Genomic DNA, 17,725 nt, shown 5'->3' on the forward strand with positions numbered 1-17,725 from the left:
CCCGGCCCGCCGCGCCGCGGTCGGCGCGGCCAACCGTCGGCACGTCGAGACCCACCACGACCTGCTCACCCAGTGCACGGCCATGGGGGAGGCCTTCGCCGAGGTCGAGTCGCTCCACCGGGGCTGAAGGGTGGGTAGCAGCCCCGGAGCCCGACGGGCGTGGGTGGGTGCGGCGGTCGGCCTCGTGCTCGGCGTCCTCGTCCTGGGGCCCGCGCTCGCTCCCGGCTACACGCTGCACTACGACATGGTCTTCGTGCCCGAGCTCCCGCTGGGCGCGCACACCCTGGGCACCGACGGGCACGTCCCCCGGGCGGTCCCGAACGACCTGCTGGTGGCCCTCGCCTCCACCGTGCTGCCCGGATGGGTGGTCCAGAAGGGCTTCCTCCTCGGGTGCTTCACCCTCGGCGGCGCGGGGGCCGCGCGACTCGCGGGCACCGTTCCCGGAGCGGTCGCCGCCGCGACGTGGTGGTCCTGGAACCCCTGGGTCGGTGAGCGGCTCGGCATCGGGCACTGGGGGTACCTCATCGGCTTCGCGCTGCTGCCCTGGGTGCTGCTCGCCGCCGCCCGGCTGCGACGCCGCGAGCCCGGCGCGACCACCGGCCTCCTCGGTTCCCTCACCGTCGCCGCGCTCGGTGGCTCGACGCCCGGGGTGCTGGCCACCCTGCTCGCCCTCGTCGTGCTCCTCGTCCCGGTCCCGGGTCATCGGGTCCGGCTGCGTCCGCTGCTGCCGGTCCTGACCGTCTCCCTCGCGGCGAACGCCGCCTGGTGGTGGCCCTTCCTCACCGCCTCGTCCAAGGCGGCCGACCCGGGTGGCGCCGCGGCCTTCGCCGCCCGGGCGGACACCCCCTTCGGCGTCGGGGGCTCGCTCCTGCTCGGCGGCGGGCTGTGGAACGACCGGACGTGGTTCACCGAGCGCACCACCCTTCCCTTCGCGCTCGTCGCGCTGCTCGCGGTGCTGGGCCTGCTCGTGCTCGCGCTGCGGCGGCGCGGCTGGTGGCAGGACCCGCTGCCGCTGGGGGTGTCCGTCGCCGGTGCCCTCGGGCTGGTGCTGGCCGGCGTCGCCGCGCTCCCGGGCGGGACCGCCCTGCTGGGATGGCTGATCGAGGTCGTGCCCGGGGCCGGGCTGCTGCGCGACGGGCAGAAGTTCCTCGCGCTGTGGGTCCTCCTCCTCGCTGTCGCGATCGCCCGGGTGGTCGACCGGCTGGCCGCCGCGCCCCGGCCGTTCCTCGTGGCCGCGACCGTGTGGCCGGTGGCCACCCTGCCGACCCTGGCCTGGGGGCACGTGGGCCAGTGGGGGAGCGTCGACTGGCCTGCGGAGGTGACCACGGTCGCCGAGCGGGTGGGTGCCGACGGGGGACCGGTCGCGGTCTTCCCGTGGTCCACCTACCGCCGGTACGCGTGGAACGGCGACCGCGTGGTGCTCGACCCGTGGGACCGGCTGCTGCCCGGCCGGGTGATCTCCAGCGACGACCTCCCGCTGCGGGACGGCAGCGTCACGGGCGAGGACCCGGAGGCGGCCGCCGTGGGCCGTGCCCTCGCCGACGGTTCGGACGTCCCCGACCTGCTGCGCGAGCTCGGGGTGCGCCACGTCATCGTCCAGACCGACCAGCCGGCGCCCCCCGGCAGCGTCCCGGACCTGACCGGTGAGGACGTCACGAGGGTGGGGGACCTCGCCGTGTACGACCTCGGGCCGACGTCGACCGCCGAGCCGGACGTCCCCGTCACCGCCGCGCTGGGGCTCGTCGGCACCGGTGGCGCGGTGGTGCTGAGCGCCCTGCTCGGGGTGCGTCGGTGGCGCCGCCGCACTGAGACCGAGACCACCGCGCGTTCGGCTCGCGCTTAGGTGACTCGTCGGTATAGCATGACGACGAACTGATCCACATCCAGGGAGGCACTGCTGTGAACAGCGGCGGAAAGAAGTTGGCCTACAACGTCGTCGGCACCGTGGTCGGCGCCGTCCTCGCGGGCCTGGCGATCTTCGGGATCGTCTCGTACCAGAACGGTGTGGACACCCCGCAGACCAACCAGCAGGTCATCAACTACAACAGCTGAGCGTCCTGCCCCATGACGAAGGGGGCGTCCGCCACCTCGGCGGACGCCCCCTTCGCCGTGTCCCGGCGGAGCCGGGCTCAGGAGGCCATGGCCTCCTCCAGCGCGGGGGGCTCCTCGGGGTGGGACGCCTCCGGCGGGCCGCTGATCAGGGCATCGAGGTCGATGACGTCGTCGCGGCAGCGCTCGCCGTGGCCGAGGACGGAGTGGATGACCTTCGCGAGTCGGCGGCCGGTGCGCACCCAGTCGAAGGAGCTCGCGTACAGCCGGGCGGTGCGGCCCATGGACCGCCGGAGCACGGCGTCGTCGAGGAGTCGGACGACGTGCTCCTCGAACTCCTCCGGGGAGTCCGCGAGGAGCCCGGTGCGGCCGTGCACGATGGACTCGGAGGGTCCGCCGGCGAAGCGGTAGGCGACCGCCGGGGTGCCGTGCAGGCCGGCCTCGACGATCGTCAGGCCCCAGCCCTCCTTGTGCGAGGGCATGACGACGACCCAGGCCCGGCTCAGCAGCTCGTGCTTGACCGACTCCTCCACGAAGCCGTGCAGGTGCACCCGGTCGGCCACGCCGCGAGCCGCCGCGTGCTCGGCCAGCGCGCTCTCCCAGTAGCCGCCGCCGACGACGTGCAGCTCCATGTCCGGGTGGGTCCGCGAGCGCGTCGCCAGCACGTCGATCGCCTGCTCGACGTGCTTGTGGGGCACGAGCCGGCCGAGGAAGAGCATCGACGGGGTGTCGGTGCGGGGCAGGGCGGTGTACCGGTCCAGGTCTTCGGGACGGTCGTTGCCGGAGTAGACGAGGTCGACCCGCTCCGGGTCGACCCCGAGGCCGGCCAGCTCGTCCCGGGTGGACTTCGAGACCGTCACGTACCGGCTGTCGCGGTAGACGGCGGGTGCGACGCGGGACTCGAGGAACCAGCCGAGGCGGGAGAGGAAGGGACCGAAGACGACCTTCCACTGGTCGCGGTGCACGTGGTGGACGACGTTGACGACCGGGGTGCGGGTCACGAGCGGGGCCCAGAAGGGCACGCCGTTCTGCACGTCGAGGATGACGTCGTAGTCACGGCCGTGGCGCAGCACGTGCCACAGGCCGTGCAGGTAGACGCCGAAGCGGGAGCCCCTGCGCACGACGTCGACGTCACCGTGGCGCGTCCGGGGGCTGGCTCCGGGGAAGGCCGCGGTGAAGAGGGTCACGTGGTGGCCCAACTGGGTGAGGACCTCCGAGGTCCGCTCGGTGAAGGTCTCCGCGCCCCCGGCCTCGGGGTTCTCCCGGTCGCGCCAGGAGAGGTAGAGCACCCGCAGCCCATCGGCTCGCGTGGACGTGCTCCGCGTCATGCTGGTCTCCTCCCGGTGCGCCGGCTCGTCAGGGCGCACCGACGGTAGGGTAGTCGAGTGAGTTACCCAAGGGTAGGACCCACGCCACAGACGTGCGAGGTGTGCGGCGCTCCGGTGCGGGGGCTGGCCCTGCGCGGGGGCTGCGTCATCGACCGGTGCGACTCCTGCGGGCACCTCGTGCGCGACCTGGCGCGCTGCCCCGCCGGGCACCGCGACCTCGCCTACGGCGGGGAACCGACCCTGGACCGCGTCCGGCTGGACCTCACCCACCGCGAGCTGCGCCGGACCGGCTCGCCCCGGCGCGTCTTCGAGGTCGGCTACGGGGACGGCGCCCTGCTGCGGCGCTTCCTCGAGGACGGCGCGCAGGTCGCAGGCGTGGACCCGGACCAGCTGGGCGTCGGGGTCGACGAGGTCGTCCGCGCCCGGGGGGACCTGCGGGTCGGGGGCATCGAGGACGCGAGCGACCTGCCCGGGCAGCAGGACCTCGTCTACGGCATCCACGTGCTCGAGCACGTGCGCGACTTCGCGGCGACGCTGCGGACCTCGTGGGAGCTGTTGGCCCCGGGGGGCAGCGTGAGCTTCTTCACGCCCGCCGGTGACAGCAGCTCGGTCGAGCGCTACGGCGCGGCGTGGTGGATGCTCGAGGACCCGACGCACATCCGCTTCTTCACGGCCGACTCGCTGGAGCGGGCCGCCCGGGACGCCGGCTTCGTCGACGTGCAGGTCCGCCGGCTGCTCCTGGACAGCCTGAGCGTCGACGCCGCGAGCCTCGCCCGCGCGCTCTCGCCCGCGCCGCGCCCCGGTGGTGTGCTCGGCTCCCGGGCGGTGCTGGGCGCCGCGCTGGCCAGCACCCCCTTCGTCATCGGCGCCCGGCTGCTCGCCCCCCGGATCCGGCCCACGCTGCAGCTCCTCGCCCGTCGGCCATGATGGTGGGGTGCCGATGACCTCCCGCCGTGGTGTCCGCCGCTCCGTACGGCTGTTCGCGGCGTTCCTCGTCGAGCAGACCGACCCGCACCGGTTCTACTCCGAGCTGGCTGCGGACTCCCTGGAGCTGCTCGCGGAGCACACCGACCTCGCCGGGGCCACCGTGCTCGACGTCGGGGCGGGTCCGAGCGAGTTCGCCGCCGCCTTCCGCGGCGTCGGCGCCCGGTACGTGCCGGTCGACCACGACCCCACGGTGCCGTCGGTGCGCGACGGGGGACTGGTCGGCGACGCCCTTCGGCTGCCGGTGGCCGACGCCTCTGTCGACGTGGTCTTCTCCAGCAACGTGTGGGAGCACGTCCCCGACCCGGAGGCGGTCGCAGACGAGCTGCTGCGGGTCACCCGGCCGGGCGGGATCGTCTTCCTCTCCTACACCAACTGGCTCTCGCCGTGGGGCGGCCACGAGACCTCGCCGTGGCACTGGCTCGGGGGCGAGCGGGCGATCCGCCGCTACGAGCGCCGTCACGGGCACCCCCCGAAGAACCGGGTGGGCGAGACCCTCCACCGGGTCAGCGTGCGCCGCGGCCTGGACTGGGCGAAGGGGGCCGACGCCGACGTCCTCGCGGCCCGCCCCCGCTACCTGCCGGACGCCGCCGCGGTGCTGCTGCGGGTGCCCGGCGTGCGCGAGGTCCTCACGTGGAACCTGCTCCTCCTGCTGCGGCGGCGATGACGGGGCAGGAGGCACCGGTCGAGCTCGCCCGACAGCGGCTGCAGCGACTGACCGCCACGCTGGTCGTGGCCGTCCTGCCGTGGCTCGTCGCGCCGGGGACGCTCCAGCCGGACACCAAGACCGCGCTCGTCCTCGCGCCCGCCCGCTACCTGCAGCGGGCGCTGTGGGCCTGGAGCGACCACACCGGCATCGGGGAGCTGCAGAACCAGGCCTACGGCTACCTGTGGCCGATGGGGCCCTTCTTCCTCGCCGGCGACGTGGCCGGACTGCCCGGGTGGGTGGTCCAGCGGGGGTGGTGGACGCTGCTGCTCGTCCTGGCCTTCCTCGGCGCCGAGCGCCTGGCGCGACGGTTGGCAGGCCTCGCGCCCGTGCCGGCCCTGCTGACCGGGGCGGTCTTCGCCCTCTCGCCCCGGGTGCTCACGGTGCTCGCCGAGATCTCGGTCGAGGTGTGGCCCTACGCCCTCGCGCCGTGGCTGGTGCTCGCCGCCGAACGCGCGGTCCGCCCCGGTGCCCGTGCCGCCGACCGGCGACGGGCGGCCGTGGCCACCGGACTGCTCACCGCCTGCCTCGGTGGCGTCAACGCGACCGTCTCCCTCGTCGCACTCGTCCCGGCGGCGCTGTGGGTCCTCACCGCCCCCCGCGGTCGCGCCCGGGTCCGCGCCCTCGCCTGGTGGCTCCTGGGAGCGCTGCTCGGCGGCCTCTGGTGGTTGGGCCCGCTCGTGGTGCTCGGTGGCTACGCCTACCCCTTCCTCGACCACATCGAGCTGGCCTCGACGACCACCGCCGTGGCGTCGGTGACGAACGTGCTGCGCGGGGCCGACCACTGGATCGCCTACATCCTCACCGACGGTGAGCACCCGACGTGGCAGAGCGGCTGGGTGCTGGCCCAGTCGGTGACGGCGATCCTCGCCACGTGCGCCCTCGCCGGCCTCGGCCTGGCCGGGCTGCTCCGCAGGCGCGCCGCGGAGCGGGAGGTCGGCGAGCCGGAGGGTCTCGAGTCGGTCGAGGTGGCGGACGCGGGCCCCGGGCGACTCACCCGGTGGGCGCTCGTGCTCGTCCTCCTCGGTGTGGTCACGATGTCCGTCGGGCGCTCGGGGGCGGCCTCGGGACCCTTCGCCGAGACGGTGCAGGGGTGGCTCGACGGGCCGCTCGCCCCGCTGCGCAACGTCCACAAGGCGGACCTCCTCGTCCGGCTGCCGATCGCCCTCGGAGCCGGTCTGCTGGCCCACTGGGCCACCCGCACCACGCGGGGACCGGGGCCGGTGGTCCGCCAGGTGGTGGTCACCGGGCTCGTCCTCGCGCTCGTCGGGAGCCTCGCCCCGGTGTGGCTCGGCCGGGTGGGCGACGCCTGGGCGAGCAGGGGGATCCCCCCGGCCTGGCACCAGATGGCCGACCGGGTGGACGCGGCCGCGGCACGGGACGGGGGCACCACGCTCGTGCTGCCCGGCGCCCGGACGGCGGACTTCACGTGGGGCAGGACCACGGACGAACCCCTCACCGCGCTCGCGTCCTCGCCGGTGCTCGTGCGCGCGGCCGCGCCACTCGGGCACCCCGGCGCGACGCGGATCCTGGACCACGTCGACGAGCTCGTCACGACCGGCCGATCGCAACCGCAGCTCGCGGGCCGGCTGCGGCGTCTCGGCGTCTCGCGGGTCGTCGTGCGCGGTGGCCTGTCCCCGGACGTCGGTGCCGGCGACCCGACCACGACCGCTGCCACGCTCGCCCACTCCCGCGGGCTCACCCGCACCTGGTCGACCGGCTCCGGCAACCAGCGGCTGAGCCTCTGGCGGGTGGACCAGCCGGCGGAGCCGGCCACGCTCGTGCCCCGGGAGGGCGTGGTACCGGTCGCGGCCGCGCCCGAGGGGTGGTCGACGATGGTGGCCACCGGCGTGCTCGACCCCGATGCCGTGACGGTCCTCTCCGGCGGTCGGGAGGCGGAGGTGCGCACCGACTCCCTTCGCTGGCAGGCGCTGAACTCCGGCAAGCCCTCGACGGTCGCCCACGGGCCCACCCTGCCCGCCGATGACGACCGGCCGGCGGTCGTGGGCACGAGGGACTTCGCGCCCGGCGGGGAGCGCACGGCCCGCACCACCCGTGTCTGGCGTGGTCTCGCCGGGCTCGACGTCACCTCCAGCGGGGCGGACCCCTTCGCCCGGCAGTGGCACGGTGCCGGCAGCGGACCGGCCTCGCTCGTCGACGACGATGGGAGGACCGCATGGGTGAGCGGGGACGGCGAGGCGACCCAGCGCATCACGCTCGTCCTGGACGAGGCGGCCCGGCCCTCGGCAGCACTGGTCCACGAGGCCATCGGCGAGGGGCTCGGCCGGATCACCGACGTCCGCATCGGCGGGACCCACGGTCACCGGATCAAGGGGACGGCCACGTGGCGGGTCCCGCTCGACGAGGTCCGACGGAGGGAGGTGACGATCGTCGTGCACGGGAAGCCGGGCGACTCCGGCGGCGAGGCGTTGCCGATCGGGGTGCGCCAGGTGGACCTCGTCGGCGGCCCGGACCTCGGGACGGCCCTCTCCGTGCCGAAGGGGGACGGGGCGGTCGTCATCCGCCGGGACCCGCGGGGCGACGCCGACCTGACGAAGGGGGAGGATCCGGCCGACCTCGTGCGCGCGCCGGGCCCCACGTCCCGCAGCAGCGTCTCCGCCCGGGTGCGACTGCAGCCGGGGGAGGCGGCGCAGGACCTGCTCGCCGCCCCGTGGAGCCTGCAGGGCAGCACCGAGCCGGCGCCCGAGGACGCCGGTGAGGACATGGAGCAGTGGCCGGTAGCCGCCCTCGACGGTGACCCGGCCACGGGGTGGCGCCCGCAGTCCGGTGTCGACCGGCCCGTCCTGGCCATCGACCTCGGCGCCCCGGAGCAGGTGGGACGGATCGAGCTCGACCGTGCGGTGGGCCCGGTGACCGTCGAGACCGACCACGGACGGCGCGTCGTCCCGAACGGGAGGACGATCGACGTCCCCGGGCCCGCGACCCGGCACCTCGAGCTGACCTTCACCCGCCCCCCGGGACGGGCGGACTGGACGGTCCCCGACCTCACGCTGCCCGGGGTGGAGGGCCCCGGTGGGCGGGTCCACCTCGACTGCGGCGAGGCGGGGCAGGTCGCGCGCGAGGCCGGCACCGTCGACCTCGCGCTGGCCGCGGACCGCGCCGACCTCGCCGCCGGGGAGGCGGTGAGCGCGACGGCCTGCGGCGAGCTGCCTGCCGGCAGCGGTGACGTCACCGCGCGGTCGGTGCCCGGGTTGGTGCCGCAGACAGTGGTGCTGCAGCCACGTGGCTGGTCCGCGACCGAGGTCGAGGCGCAACCGGTCGGGAGCCGCCGCCACCACGCCGGCAGCTGGACCTTCGACGTCGACGCGGAGGAGAGGTCGCTGCTCGTCCTGACCCAGGGCGCCAACCCGGGCTGGGTCGCGACGACCGAGGACGGGACGGAGCTGGACCGGGTCACCGTCGACGGCTGGCGGCAGGCCTTCGTCGTCCCCGGCGGGACGAGCGGCGAGGTGGACGTCGACTTCGCGCCCGGCCGGTGGCACCAGGGGGCGCTGGCCGCCGGTGCCGGGGCGGTCCTCCTCCTGCTGCTCTGGGCGGCGGGTGGCTGGCTGGTGCGTCGTCGCCGGGTGGAGGACGTCGCGGACGAGCAGCGCCCGGTGGAGGCGCCCGATCAGGCGGAAGAGCGCGGTGGGGCCGGCTCACTCGTCCTCGGCTGCGCGCTCGCGGCACTCGCGGGGGTCCTCGTCGCCGGCTGGACCGGCCTCGTCGCGGCGATGGTCGGCGCGCTCGTGCCCGGGCGGTGGCGCGCCCCGGTCGTCGCGCTCGTGCTCGCCGGCGCGGGGATCGCCCTCACGGTCCTCGGCACCGCGGACCGGCAGTCGGCCGGTGCATGGGTCTCGCAGGGGCTGGGCGCCCTCACGCTCGGGCTGCTGGCTGCCGCGCTGGTGCGTCCCGGTCACGGTGGGCACGGCTCAGCAGCGGACGCTCCACCAGGGTCCACGACAGGTGACCCAGACCCAGGCTCAGCACCGTGACCAGCAGCAGCGTCGGCCAGAAGGGCGCGGCGAAGAGCGCCAGCCCGAGCACCGCGAAGGCCACCTGGAGCACGAGGACGTGCCAGAGGAAGACGGCATAGGAGATGTCGCCCAACCATCGACAGGTGGGGGCGAAGGGGGACTGCGCCAGCCATTCGCTGACCCCGCGGCTCGTCGCGGCGAGGACGAGGCAGGCGGCGACGAGGCCGTAGAGGATCTCGGCGGCCAGCGCCCCTCCGGGGCCCGGCGCCTCCAGCCCGCGGGGGCCGGCGACGGGGGTCGAGGCGAGCAGCCAGAGCACGGCGGCGAACAGCAGCAGCGTGCCGGGGGAGGTGCGCAGCATCTCCAGGGCCGGGGCCCGCGACAGCGTCACCCCGACGCGTTCGGCCTCGAGGATCACGGTGATCGACACGCCGAGGGCGAACCACGCGGCGTGACCGAGCGCCGACGTGGCGAGCACCCCGGAGAGCCGCTCGTCCGGCAGCATCGGTGCGAGCGCCTGGACCGCGAGGCCGAGGACGCCCACGAGCGCGCAGACGAGCAGCAGACGGCGGGCGGCCTCCACCGGGCCGCGACCGCGGACCAATGGTGCGCAGGCCAGCGCCGCGAGCGGGAGGAGGAGGTAGAAGGTGACCTCCGTGGTCAGGCTCCACGTCTGGGTGAAGGACTGGAAGGTCCGCCCGGTCAGGCCCTGCCCGATGACGAGGTGGACCAGGGCGGTCGGAAGGTCCAGGGCGCTGGCCGCGGCGCCGCCGATGAGCGCCGCCGCGATGAGCACCCCACCGAGGGCCAGCAGGTAGGCGGGCAGGATGCGCGCGGCGCGACGCAGCAGGTAGGTGCCCGGGCGCCAGGACGTGGTCCCGCCCAGGGCCATCCGGACGAACGGGGTGGACAGCAGCAGCGCGGAGAGGGCGAAGAAGGCCGCGACGCCGAGCTCGCCCCGGGCGCCGAGACCGCCGACCACTCCCGTGGAGGAGCGCCCCGTCCAGAACGCGACGTGGGAGAGCAGCACGAGCCAGGCACCGACCGCGCGGACGAGGTCGAGGCCAAGTATCCGTCCACCAGCGACGATGACTCCTCCTACCTTTGGGTAATCTCCTCGAGTGTGCAGCATGAGAGGACCCCGATGACGCGCCGACCCGTCCTGCGTGCGCGGGCACCACTGCGCGTGAGCTTCGCCGGAGGCGGCACGGACGTCGAGCCCTTCCCCCGGACGGAGGGCGGAGCCGTGCTCAGCGCGACGATCGGCAGCTTCGCCTACGCGACACTGCGGCCCCGGACCGACGGCCAGATCACCGTGGAGTCCCACGACTACGGCACCTCGATCGGCTACGAGGTGGGCGCGCCCCTGGAGCTCGACGGGCAGCTGGACCTGCCGAAGGCGGCCATCGCGCGCATCACCCGGCTCGAGGGGGCCCTGCCCTCGGAGGGCTTCGACCTCTTCCTGCACACCAACGCCCCGCCCGGGTCGGGTCTGGGGAGCTCGAGCGCCGTCATGGTCGCGGTCATCGAGCTCGTCGCCCGGCACTGCGGCCTCGACCTCGGGCCGCACGAGACCGCCGAGCTGGCCTACCGGCTCGAGCGCGACGACCTGGGGATCCCCGGGGGTTACCAGGACCAGTACGCGGCGGCCTTCGGCGGCTTCAACTTCATGGAGTTCCGCACCGACGGGCAGGTCGTCGTCAACCCTCTCCGGGTGCGCCACGACACCGTGCGCGAGCTCGAGCACAACATGCTGCTCGCCTACACCGGGCACACCCGGGTGAGCGACCACATCATCGACGACCAGGTCTCGCGGTACCGGACCGGCAACGAGGACGCCGTCGCCGGCCTGCGCGCCCAGCGCGACCTCGCCGACGCCATGCGCATCGCGTTGCTGCGGGGACGTGTGGACGAGCTGGGGCACCTGCTCGGCCAGGCGTGGGAGCAGAAGCAGCGGATGTCCTCGCGCATCACGACCCCCGTCATCGGGGAGGCGGTGGAGCGGGCCATGGCCAGCGGCGCGCTCGGCGGGAAGGTGACCGGTGCCGGTGGCGGCGGGCACATGGTCTTCATCTGCGAGTTCGAGCGACGCCACCTCGTGGCGCAGGAGCTGCTCCGGCTCGGCCTGACGGTCTCGGAGTTCACCTTCACCAAGAGCGGGGTCACGACGTGGAAGGGCCAGCGATGACGAGCGAGCAGGCCGGGAGCGAGCAGGTCGCCGAGCGGCTGCGGCGGGGTGCCGCCGCGTGGGCGCGGCTGGCCGAGGCGCTGGCCGAACCCCGGCTCGAGGCATCCGTGCGTAGCGCAGGTGAGGCGGTCCTCGCGGCGCTGACGTCCGGCGGCACCCTGCTCGTCGCCGGCAACGGCGGCAGCGCGGCGATCGCCTCGCACGTGGCGGCCGAGTTCCTCGGCAAGTGCATCCACGACCGGCGCCCGCTCCCGGCGGTCAGCCTCGCGGAGTCGCACTCGGCGCTCACCGCGATCGGCAACGACTACGGCTTCGACGAGGTCTTCCTGCGCGGTGTGCAGGCGCACGGCCGCCCCGGCGACGTGCTCCTCGCGATGTCGACCTCCGGCGCCAGCCGCAACATCCTGCGAGCGCTCGAGGAGGCCCGCGACCGTGGCGTCACGACCATCCTCATGACGGGGGCGAAGGGGGCCGACCTCACCGACCGCGCCGACCATCTCCTCGTGGTCCCGTCCGAGGAGACCCCGCGGATCCAGGAGGTCCACCTGCTGTGGGCCCACGCCTGGTGCGAGGCGGTCGACCTCGTGGTGCGGGAGGAGCGCTGACCGGCCCGCGGCGCGGGCCGTGGTGGTTCGGTCCGGAGGAGCTGGCGCCGGTGGGGGAGGCGGCCCCCTTCGACATCGTGCTGCTGGACCGCGACGACACCCTCAACGTCCGGGTGCCGGGTGGCTACGTGACCCGCCCCGAGGAGCTGGTCGTGCTGCCCGGTGCGGCGGAGGGGGTGGCCCGGCTCTCCGGCGCCGGGTGCCGGACCGTCCTGGTGACCAACCAGCGCGGCCTCGCGCGAGGGCTGATGTCCCGGGCGGACCTCCTGGCCGTCCACGCCCGGCTCCACCGCGAGCTGGTCGCCGTGGGGGCCCGCCTCGACGGGATCGCCGTCTGCCCCCACGAGGAGGGCGAGTGCGACTGCCGCAAGCCCCGCGAAGGGCTCTTCAGGGAAGTCCTGGCACGCGCCCCGTGGGCCCGTGCGCAGCGGTGCGTGATGATCGGGGACTCCCCGCACGACCTCGCTCCGGCACGGGCACTCGGGATGCGGGCCGAGCGGGTCAGCGTCGCCCGGGGACTGTCGCGGGTCTGCGGGGAACTGCTCGCCTGAGGCGTGTTCGGGCTGCGTGGCGAAGCACACGTCCATTAATCTGGCGCAGAATCGGCGGAGCCCCGGCCCGGAGTGCTACTGTCCGGTAAGTTGCAAAGGCCTAGGAGGGTTACACTCGTGCGCAAGTACCTGCTGCCAGCGATCATCATGGCCGTTGGCGCCTTCATCCTCACCATGGGGTTGCTGTTCCGGTTCTACGCCTATCCGCGTCTGGCGGTCGTGCCGCCGGACACGAACACGACCCAGATCGTGAAGGACCCCGACGCCACCTTCTTCGACGCCGACAACCTCAAGAAGTCGAGCGGGACCCTGACGACGACGGCACGGATCATCGGTGACGAGGAGGCCTCCGAGAAGGCCTCCGAGAAGATGGGCCGGGAGATCGCCGTCTGGGACAGCGGGCAGATCAGCGACAACAACGGCGACAACATGCCGATGGACGGCTCCACCGAGGTCTTCGTCTTCGACTCCCACACCGGTCAGGCCGTCAACTGCTGCGGCGCGAGCAAGAACGGTCAGGAGATCAAGCGCGAGGGGCTGCTCGTGAAGTTCCCCTTCGACGCACAGAAGACCGATGACTACAAGTGGTGGGACAGCACCGTCGGCAAGGCCTACCCCGTCAGCTTCGACGGCACCGACGAGATCCAGGGCATGGAGGTCTACAAGTACTCCATGAAGGTCCCGGAGCAGAAGTACAGCCACCGTGAGCTGCCGGGCAACCTCTTCGGCGGCGGTCCGCACTCCGAGGCGGTCGACGCCGACCGGTACTACTCCAACGAGCGCACCTTCTGGGTCGACCCGGTGACCGGTGTCGTCATCGACCGTGTCGAGGTCCAGCACCAGGAGTTCCGTGCCAAGGGCCACGTCTTGCCTGCGCTGGAGACCACCTCCCGCTTCACCGCGGACACCGTCGACAAGAACGTCGAGGAGTACAAGTCCAAGTCGATGCTGCTGGGCATGGTCCACTCGACGCTGCCGATCGCCTTCGTCGCCATCGGCCTGCTGCTCCTCGTCGGCGGCCTCCTGCTCTCGCTGATCATCGGCCGTCGCGAGCGCGAGGGGCAGCGCGAGGAGGACTACGAGACCACCGACCAGGACCCGGTCTTCGGGTCGATGCAGAGTCGTCGCGACATCCACGGGCAGGGCTGAGGGGCCTCACTTCTCGGCGACGAGGATCACCGTGCCGGGCAGGTACTGGCCGCGCAGCGGTGACCACCCGCCCCAGGTCTCGCGGTTGTCCGGTGCCCACTCCGGCTCGTGCAGCGCCACGAGCCGGAGTCCGGCGTCGATGATCTCCGCGACCCGGTGGGCCAGCGTCCGGTGGTGCTCGACGTAGATCGCCCGCCCGTGTGGCCCCTCCTCCACGTAGGGCGTCTCGTCGAAGTAGGGCACCACGGCGCGCAGCCCCGCCTCGTCCGGGAGGTCGGGGAAGGCCCACCGGATCGGGTGCGTCGTCGAGAAGGCGAGCCGTCCGCCGGGCCGCAGCACCCGGGCCAGCTCGGTCATGAGACCGGCGGAGTCCGCGACGAAGGGGACTGCCCCGTAGGCGGAGAGGACGACGTCGAAGGAGTCCTCCGCGAAGGGCAACCGGGTGGCGTCCGCCTGGACCAGCTCCGGGGCGGGGCCGGGGCGGCGCGCATCGATGTCGACGGCCCTCGCGAGCATGCCGGCCGAGAGGTCGCTGGAGACGACGTGCGCCCCCTGCAGGGCGCACCACCGGGCGCCCTGGGCGGCGCCGCCGCCGAACTCGAGCACGTCGGCGCCGGCGAGGTTACGCGGGTCACCGAGGACCTGCAGCTGCGCCTCGGTCCAGCCCTCCGGACCCCACACGAGCTCCGCGTCACCGAGGAAGCTGCCGTGCTCCTCGTAGTAGTCCGCGGCGTCCGCGTCCCACCAGCTGCGGTTCGCCCGGGCCGTCTCCGCCTGCGTGCTCGGGCGCCGGGCGGGCTCACCCTCGGTCTCGTCCATGGCTCGTTTGCTCCCTTCGCGCGCCGCCGACTAACATGGGAAGGCACTTTGTGTGCCCACCCGGGCACCCGGGTGCACGGGCTCGGTACGCACCGCGCCGCACCCGTCCATCACGATCAACTGTCCACAATCGGAGTTCCTACTACATGACTGCCAGCACGGTCGACACGACCGCCCCTCAGATCGCCGTCAACGACATCGGCTCTGAGGAAGATCTTCTCGCCGCGATCGATTCCACGATCAAGGACTTCAACGACGGCGACATCGTCGAGGGCCACATCGTCAAGGTGGACCGCGACGAGGTTCTGCTCGACATCGGGTACAAGACCGAGGGCGTCATCCCCTCGCGCGAGCTGTCCATCAAGCACGACGTCGACCCGGACGAGGTCGTCGAGGTCGGCGATGAGGTCGAGGCCCTCGTCCTCCAGAAGGAGGACAAGGAAGGTCGCCTGATCCTGTCCAAGAAGCGTGCGCAGTACGAGCGCGCCTGGGGCACGATCGAGAAGATCAAGGAGGAGGACGGCGTCGTCACCGGCTCCGTCATCGAGGTCGTCAAGGGCGGTCTCATTCTCGACATCGGCCTGCGCGGCTTCCTCCCGGCCTCGCTGGTCGAGATGCGCCGCGTCCGCGACCTCCAGCCGTACGTCGGCAAGGAGATCGAGGCGAAGATCATCGAGCTGGACAAGAACCGCAACAACGTGGTCCTCTCCCGCCGCGCCTGGCTGGAGCAGACCCAGTCCGAGGTGCGCACCAGCTTCCTCAAGGAGCTCCAGAAGGGTCAGGTCCGCACCGGCACGGTCTCCTCGATCGTCAACTTCGGTGCCTTCGTCGACCTCGGTGGCGTCGACGGCCTGGTCCACGTCTCCGAGCTGTCCTGGAAGCACATCGACCACCCCTCCGAGGTCGTCCAGGTCGGCGACGAGGTCACCGTCGAGGTCCTGGACGTCGACATGGACCGCGAGCGGGTCTCGCTGTCGCTCAAGGCGACGCAGGAGGACCCCTGGCAGCACTTCGCCCGGACCCACGCGATCGGTCAGGTCGTCCCGGGCAAGGTCACCAAGCTCGTGCCCTTCGGTGCCTTCGTGCGCGTCGAGGACGGCATCGAGGGCCTCGTGCACATCTCCGAGCTGGCCGAGCGCCACGTCGAGCTGCCGGAGCAGATCGTGAGCGTCGGCCAGGAGGTCTTCGTCAAGGTCATCGACATCGACCTCGAGCGCCGTCGCATCTCGCTGAGCCTGAAGCAGGCCAACGCCGACGCCGCGAACCTCACCGAGTTCGACCCGACGCTCTACGGCATGGCCGCGGAGTACGACGAGCAGGGCAACTACAAGTACCCCGAGGGCTTCGACCCGGAGACCAACGAGTGGCTCGAGGGCTACGAGGCCCAGCGCGAGGCCTGGGAGAAGCAGTACGCCGACGCCCACGCCCGCTGGGAGGCCCACAGGGCCCAGATCGAGAAGGCTGCCGCCGACGACGCGGCTGCCGCGGAGGCCGGCGACGACACCGCCGCCACCTCCTACAGCTCGGACAGCAGCCCCGCCCCGTCCAGCCCGGCGACGCCGAGTACCGAGGGCACCCTGGCCTCCGACGAGGCCCTGGCCGCGCTGCGGGAGAAGCTCACTGGCAACTGATCGGTCGCGATCGAGCCTCGAAGGGGGCGCCGCACCACGGTGCGGCGCCCCCTTCGTCGTGCCTCCCCGGGAACGTGGACGTCGGGCGGCCGGATACCGTGGCGGCCATGCTGCGCTTGGGACTGACCGGCGGGATCGGATCGGGCAAGTCGACGGTCTCGCGTCGGCTGGACGAGCTCGGCGCCGTCATCGTCGATGCCGACGCCATCGCGCGCGAGGTCGTCGAGCCGGGCGAGGCGGCCCTGGAGCAGATCCGGGAGCGCTTCGGGGCGGAGGTCTTCGCCGCCGATGGCGGCCTGGACCGGCCCGCCCTCGGCCGGGTGGTCTTCGGCGACCCGGAGGCACTGGCGGCGCTCGAGGGGATCACCCACCCGGCCATCTGGTCCCGTACCGCGGAGCGGTTCGCTGCCGCGGAGGCCGCCGGGGTGCCGGTCGGCGTGCACGACATGCCGCTGCTCGTCGAGAAGCAGATGGCGGGGGAGTACCACCTCGTCGTCGTCGTCGACACCGACGAGCAGGTGCGGCTGCAGCGGCTCGTCGAGCTGCGCGGCACGCCCGAGGACGAGGCCCGCTCCCGGATGGCGGCGCAGGCGACCGACGCGCAGCGTCGGGCCGTCGCCGACGTGCTCCTGGACAACAACGGCAGCCCCGAGGACCTCGTCGCCGCGGTGGACCGGCTCTGGCGCGAGCGGCTCGTCCCCTTCGCCGACAACCTCGCCGCAGGGCGCCGGCGGGAGCGGGAAGCGGTCGTCACGCTGTCCGACCCCGACCCCGCCTGGCCCGCTCAGGCCGCCCGGGCGATGGCCCGCATCCACCACGCCGTCGGCGCGAGCGTGGCGACCCTCGACCACATCGGCTCGACCTCGGTGCCCGGGCTGGTCGCCAAGGACGTGCTGGACCTGCAGCTGGGTGTCGAATCGCTCGCCGACGCCGACGACCCGGAGTTCGTCGCCGCCCTGACCGCCGCCGGCTACCCACGCGTCGAGGGCTGTGTGGCCGATAACCCGAAGGTCGACGGAGACGCCACCCACGAGTGGCCGAAGCGGTTCCACGGCAGCAGTGACCCGGCCGTCGCCGTACACCTGCACGTGCGCGAGGTCGGCTCGCCGGGATGGCGGTGGTCGTTGCTCTTCCGCGACTGGCTGCGCGGCGAATCCGCTGCCCGCGAGGAGTACACCGCGCTCAAGCGCGAGGCCGAGAGCCGGGGCCCGGCCGTGGCGGACTACGCCGAGGCCAAGGAGCCGTGGTTCGACGGGATCCACGGGAGACTGGAGGCATGGGCGCGGGAGACCGGCTGGTCACCGTCCCCGGAGCGGGCCTGATGCCCTCCTACCGGGTCGCCGTCGACGTGCACGGCGTGGCGCCCGGCACCGCACCGGAGAGTCTCCTGCCGCGGGCGGTCGAGCTGCTCGGCCGGGGGCACCTCGTCGAGGACTCCTCGGTGGAGATGACCCGCGGCCAGCCGCAGATCCACCTGCGCTTCCTCGTGCCCGGTGGTGCCGCCACCGACGACGAGGCCGAGGGGGCCGTCCGCGAGCTGGTGGACGCCCTGGAGCCGGTCGCGGTCCTCGGCCGGTGGTGGCTGCGCCGCGGCCCGGGCCGGCACTGGCGGACCGTCCGCACCGGCCACGGGGGCGAAGGGGGTACCCGGCACCCCGGCGACCGCTGAGGCCCTTCGAGACGGCGCTGGCGCGCCTCCTCAGGGACCACTGTCGGAGGTGTGGCATAGCGTGGTGCC

15 protein-coding genes are annotated in these 17,725 nt (G+C 73.6%); 12 read left to right on the forward strand and 3 right to left on the reverse strand.

Annotated features, from left to right (window positions below; all coding sequences use genetic code 11):
- Positions 1–130 precede the first annotated feature (130 nt).
- Both JCO01S_RS03355 and JCO01S_RS15610 read left to right on the forward strand, forming a co-directional pair.
- Positions 131–1,843, forward strand: coding sequence for an MmpA family trehalose lipid delivery protein (locus JCO01S_RS03355; protein WP_157074461.1), 1,713 nt, complete (start codon positions 131–133; stop codon positions 1,841–1,843).
- Between the two features lie 56 nt (positions 1,844–1,899).
- A complete protein-coding gene (locus tag JCO01S_RS15610; protein ID WP_157074462.1) occupies positions 1,900–2,052 on the forward strand; it encodes a DUF2613 family protein in 153 nt (50 codons plus the stop codon).
- 77 nt (positions 2,053–2,129) lie between these two features.
- Here JCO01S_RS15610 and JCO01S_RS03360 read toward each other — a convergent pair whose 3' ends face one another.
- The gene (locus JCO01S_RS03360) at positions 2,130–3,377 is read right to left on the reverse strand and encodes a glycosyltransferase family 4 protein (protein ID WP_068250712.1); all 1,248 of its coding nucleotides are present in this window, start codon (positions 3,375–3,377) and stop codon (positions 2,130–2,132) included.
- A 114-nt stretch (positions 3,378–3,491) separates the two neighbouring features.
- Between JCO01S_RS03360 and JCO01S_RS03365 the strand changes: the two genes are divergently transcribed.
- The 3 genes from JCO01S_RS03365 to JCO01S_RS03375 are packed head-to-tail and all read left to right on the forward strand — an operon-like array spanning position 3,492 to position 9,062.
- On the forward strand, positions 3,492–4,304 hold the full coding sequence (locus tag JCO01S_RS03365) for a class I SAM-dependent methyltransferase (protein WP_245634316.1): 813 nt from the start codon (positions 3,492–3,494) through the stop codon (positions 4,302–4,304).
- Positions 4,305–4,317: 13 nt separating this feature from the next.
- A complete protein-coding gene (locus JCO01S_RS03370; RefSeq protein WP_068251022.1) occupies positions 4,318–5,028 on the forward strand; it encodes a class I SAM-dependent methyltransferase in 711 nt (236 codons plus the stop codon).
- Positions 4,995–9,062, forward strand: coding sequence for an alpha-(1->3)-arabinofuranosyltransferase domain-containing protein (locus JCO01S_RS03375; RefSeq protein ID WP_157074463.1), 4,068 nt, complete (start codon positions 4,995–4,997; stop codon positions 9,060–9,062). The genes JCO01S_RS03370 and JCO01S_RS03375 overlap by 34 nt, the downstream gene beginning before the upstream one ends.
- Here the strand turns inward: JCO01S_RS03375 and JCO01S_RS15325 are convergent.
- A complete protein-coding gene (locus JCO01S_RS15325; protein ID WP_084342587.1) occupies positions 8,944–10,176 on the reverse strand; it encodes an acyltransferase family protein in 1,233 nt (410 codons plus the stop codon). The genes JCO01S_RS03375 and JCO01S_RS15325 overlap by 119 nt on opposite strands.
- Positions 10,177–10,188: 12 nt before the next feature.
- On the opposite strand from JCO01S_RS15325, the gene JCO01S_RS03380 reads away from it, so the two are divergent.
- The 4 genes from JCO01S_RS03380 to pgfA all read left to right on the forward strand — a co-directional run bounded on the left by JCO01S_RS03380 (position 10,189) and on the right by pgfA (position 13,537).
- The gene (locus JCO01S_RS03380; RefSeq protein ID WP_068251025.1) at positions 10,189–11,232 is read left to right on the forward strand and encodes a GHMP family kinase ATP-binding protein; all 1,044 of its coding nucleotides are present in this window, start codon (positions 10,189–10,191) and stop codon (positions 11,230–11,232) included.
- Positions 11,229–11,837 carry a D-sedoheptulose-7-phosphate isomerase gene (locus JCO01S_RS03385; protein WP_068250720.1) on the forward strand — a complete coding sequence of 203 codons (609 nt, stop codon included), beginning with the start codon at positions 11,229–11,231 and terminating at the stop codon, positions 11,835–11,837. Before JCO01S_RS03380 ends, JCO01S_RS03385 begins: the two co-directional genes overlap by 4 nt.
- A gap of 50 nt (positions 11,838–11,887) precedes the next feature.
- Positions 11,888–12,388: a D-glycero-alpha-D-manno-heptose-1,7-bisphosphate 7-phosphatase gene (locus JCO01S_RS03390; protein WP_068250723.1), complete on the forward strand. Its 501-nt coding sequence runs from the start codon at positions 11,888–11,890 to the stop codon at positions 12,386–12,388.
- Positions 12,389–12,505: 117 nt separating this feature from the next.
- Positions 12,506–13,537: a cell envelope lipid trafficking protein PgfA gene (gene pgfA / locus JCO01S_RS03395; RefSeq protein ID WP_068250726.1), complete on the forward strand. Its 1,032-nt coding sequence runs from the start codon at positions 12,506–12,508 to the stop codon at positions 13,535–13,537.
- 6 nt (positions 13,538–13,543) lie between these two features.
- Here pgfA and JCO01S_RS03400 read toward each other — a convergent pair whose 3' ends face one another.
- Complete coding sequence (locus JCO01S_RS03400) at positions 13,544–14,356, reverse strand: class I SAM-dependent methyltransferase (protein WP_068250730.1); 813 nt, start codon at positions 14,354–14,356, stop codon at positions 13,544–13,546.
- A gap of 146 nt (positions 14,357–14,502) precedes the next feature.
- Here JCO01S_RS03400 and rpsA point away from each other — a divergent pair, with 146 nt between their 5' ends.
- From rpsA to JCO01S_RS03415, 3 genes are all read left to right on the forward strand, one after another.
- Positions 14,503–15,987, forward strand: a complete 1,485-nt coding sequence (gene rpsA, locus JCO01S_RS03405; protein WP_068250733.1) for a 30S ribosomal protein S1 — start codon at positions 14,503–14,505, stop codon at positions 15,985–15,987.
- A 107-nt stretch (positions 15,988–16,094) separates the two neighbouring features.
- Entirely contained in the window at positions 16,095–17,309 is a 1,215-nt protein-coding gene (gene coaE, locus JCO01S_RS03410) for a dephospho-CoA kinase (protein WP_068250734.1), read from the forward strand.
- The gene (locus JCO01S_RS03415; RefSeq protein WP_068250735.1) at positions 17,264–17,656 is read left to right on the forward strand and encodes a hypothetical protein; all 393 of its coding nucleotides are present in this window, start codon (positions 17,264–17,266) and stop codon (positions 17,654–17,656) included. Before coaE ends, JCO01S_RS03415 begins: the two co-directional genes overlap by 46 nt.
- The last annotated feature ends 69 nt before the right edge of the window (positions 17,657–17,725 follow it).

Origin of the sequence: Janibacter corallicola NBRC 107790, assembly GCF_001570965.1 — a bacterium.
In the GTDB taxonomy this organism is placed as follows: Bacteria; Actinomycetota; Actinomycetes; order Actinomycetales; family Dermatophilaceae; genus Janibacter; species Janibacter corallicola.

Excerpts from the sequence above, each read along its gene's own strand:
- JCO01S_RS03380 (WP_068251025.1), top strand. The coding sequence starts at position 10,189 with ATGACGCGCCGACCCGTCCTGCGTGCGCGGGCACCACTGCGCGTGAGC.
- coaE (WP_068250734.1), top strand. The coding sequence starts at position 16,095 with ATGCTGCGCTTGGGACTGACCGGCGGGATCGGATCGGGCAAGTCGACG.
- rpsA (WP_068250733.1), top strand. The coding sequence starts at position 14,503 with ATGACTGCCAGCACGGTCGACACGACCGCCCCTCAGATCGCCGTCAAC.
- JCO01S_RS03385 (WP_068250720.1), top strand. The coding sequence starts at position 11,229 with ATGACGAGCGAGCAGGCCGGGAGCGAGCAGGTCGCCGAGCGGCTGCGG.
- JCO01S_RS03400 (WP_068250730.1), bottom strand. The coding sequence starts at position 14,356 with ATGGACGAGACCGAGGGTGAGCCCGCCCGGCGCCCGAGCACGCAGGCG.
- JCO01S_RS15325 (WP_084342587.1), bottom strand. The coding sequence starts at position 10,176 with ATGCTGCACACTCGAGGAGATTACCCAAAGGTAGGAGGAGTCATCGTC.
- JCO01S_RS03360 (WP_068250712.1), bottom strand. The coding sequence starts at position 3,377 with ATGACGCGGAGCACGTCCACGCGAGCCGATGGGCTGCGGGTGCTCTAC.
- JCO01S_RS03370 (WP_068251022.1), top strand. The coding sequence starts at position 4,318 with ATGACCTCCCGCCGTGGTGTCCGCCGCTCCGTACGGCTGTTCGCGGCG.
- JCO01S_RS03415 (WP_068250735.1), top strand. The coding sequence starts at position 17,264 with ATGGGCGCGGGAGACCGGCTGGTCACCGTCCCCGGAGCGGGCCTGATG.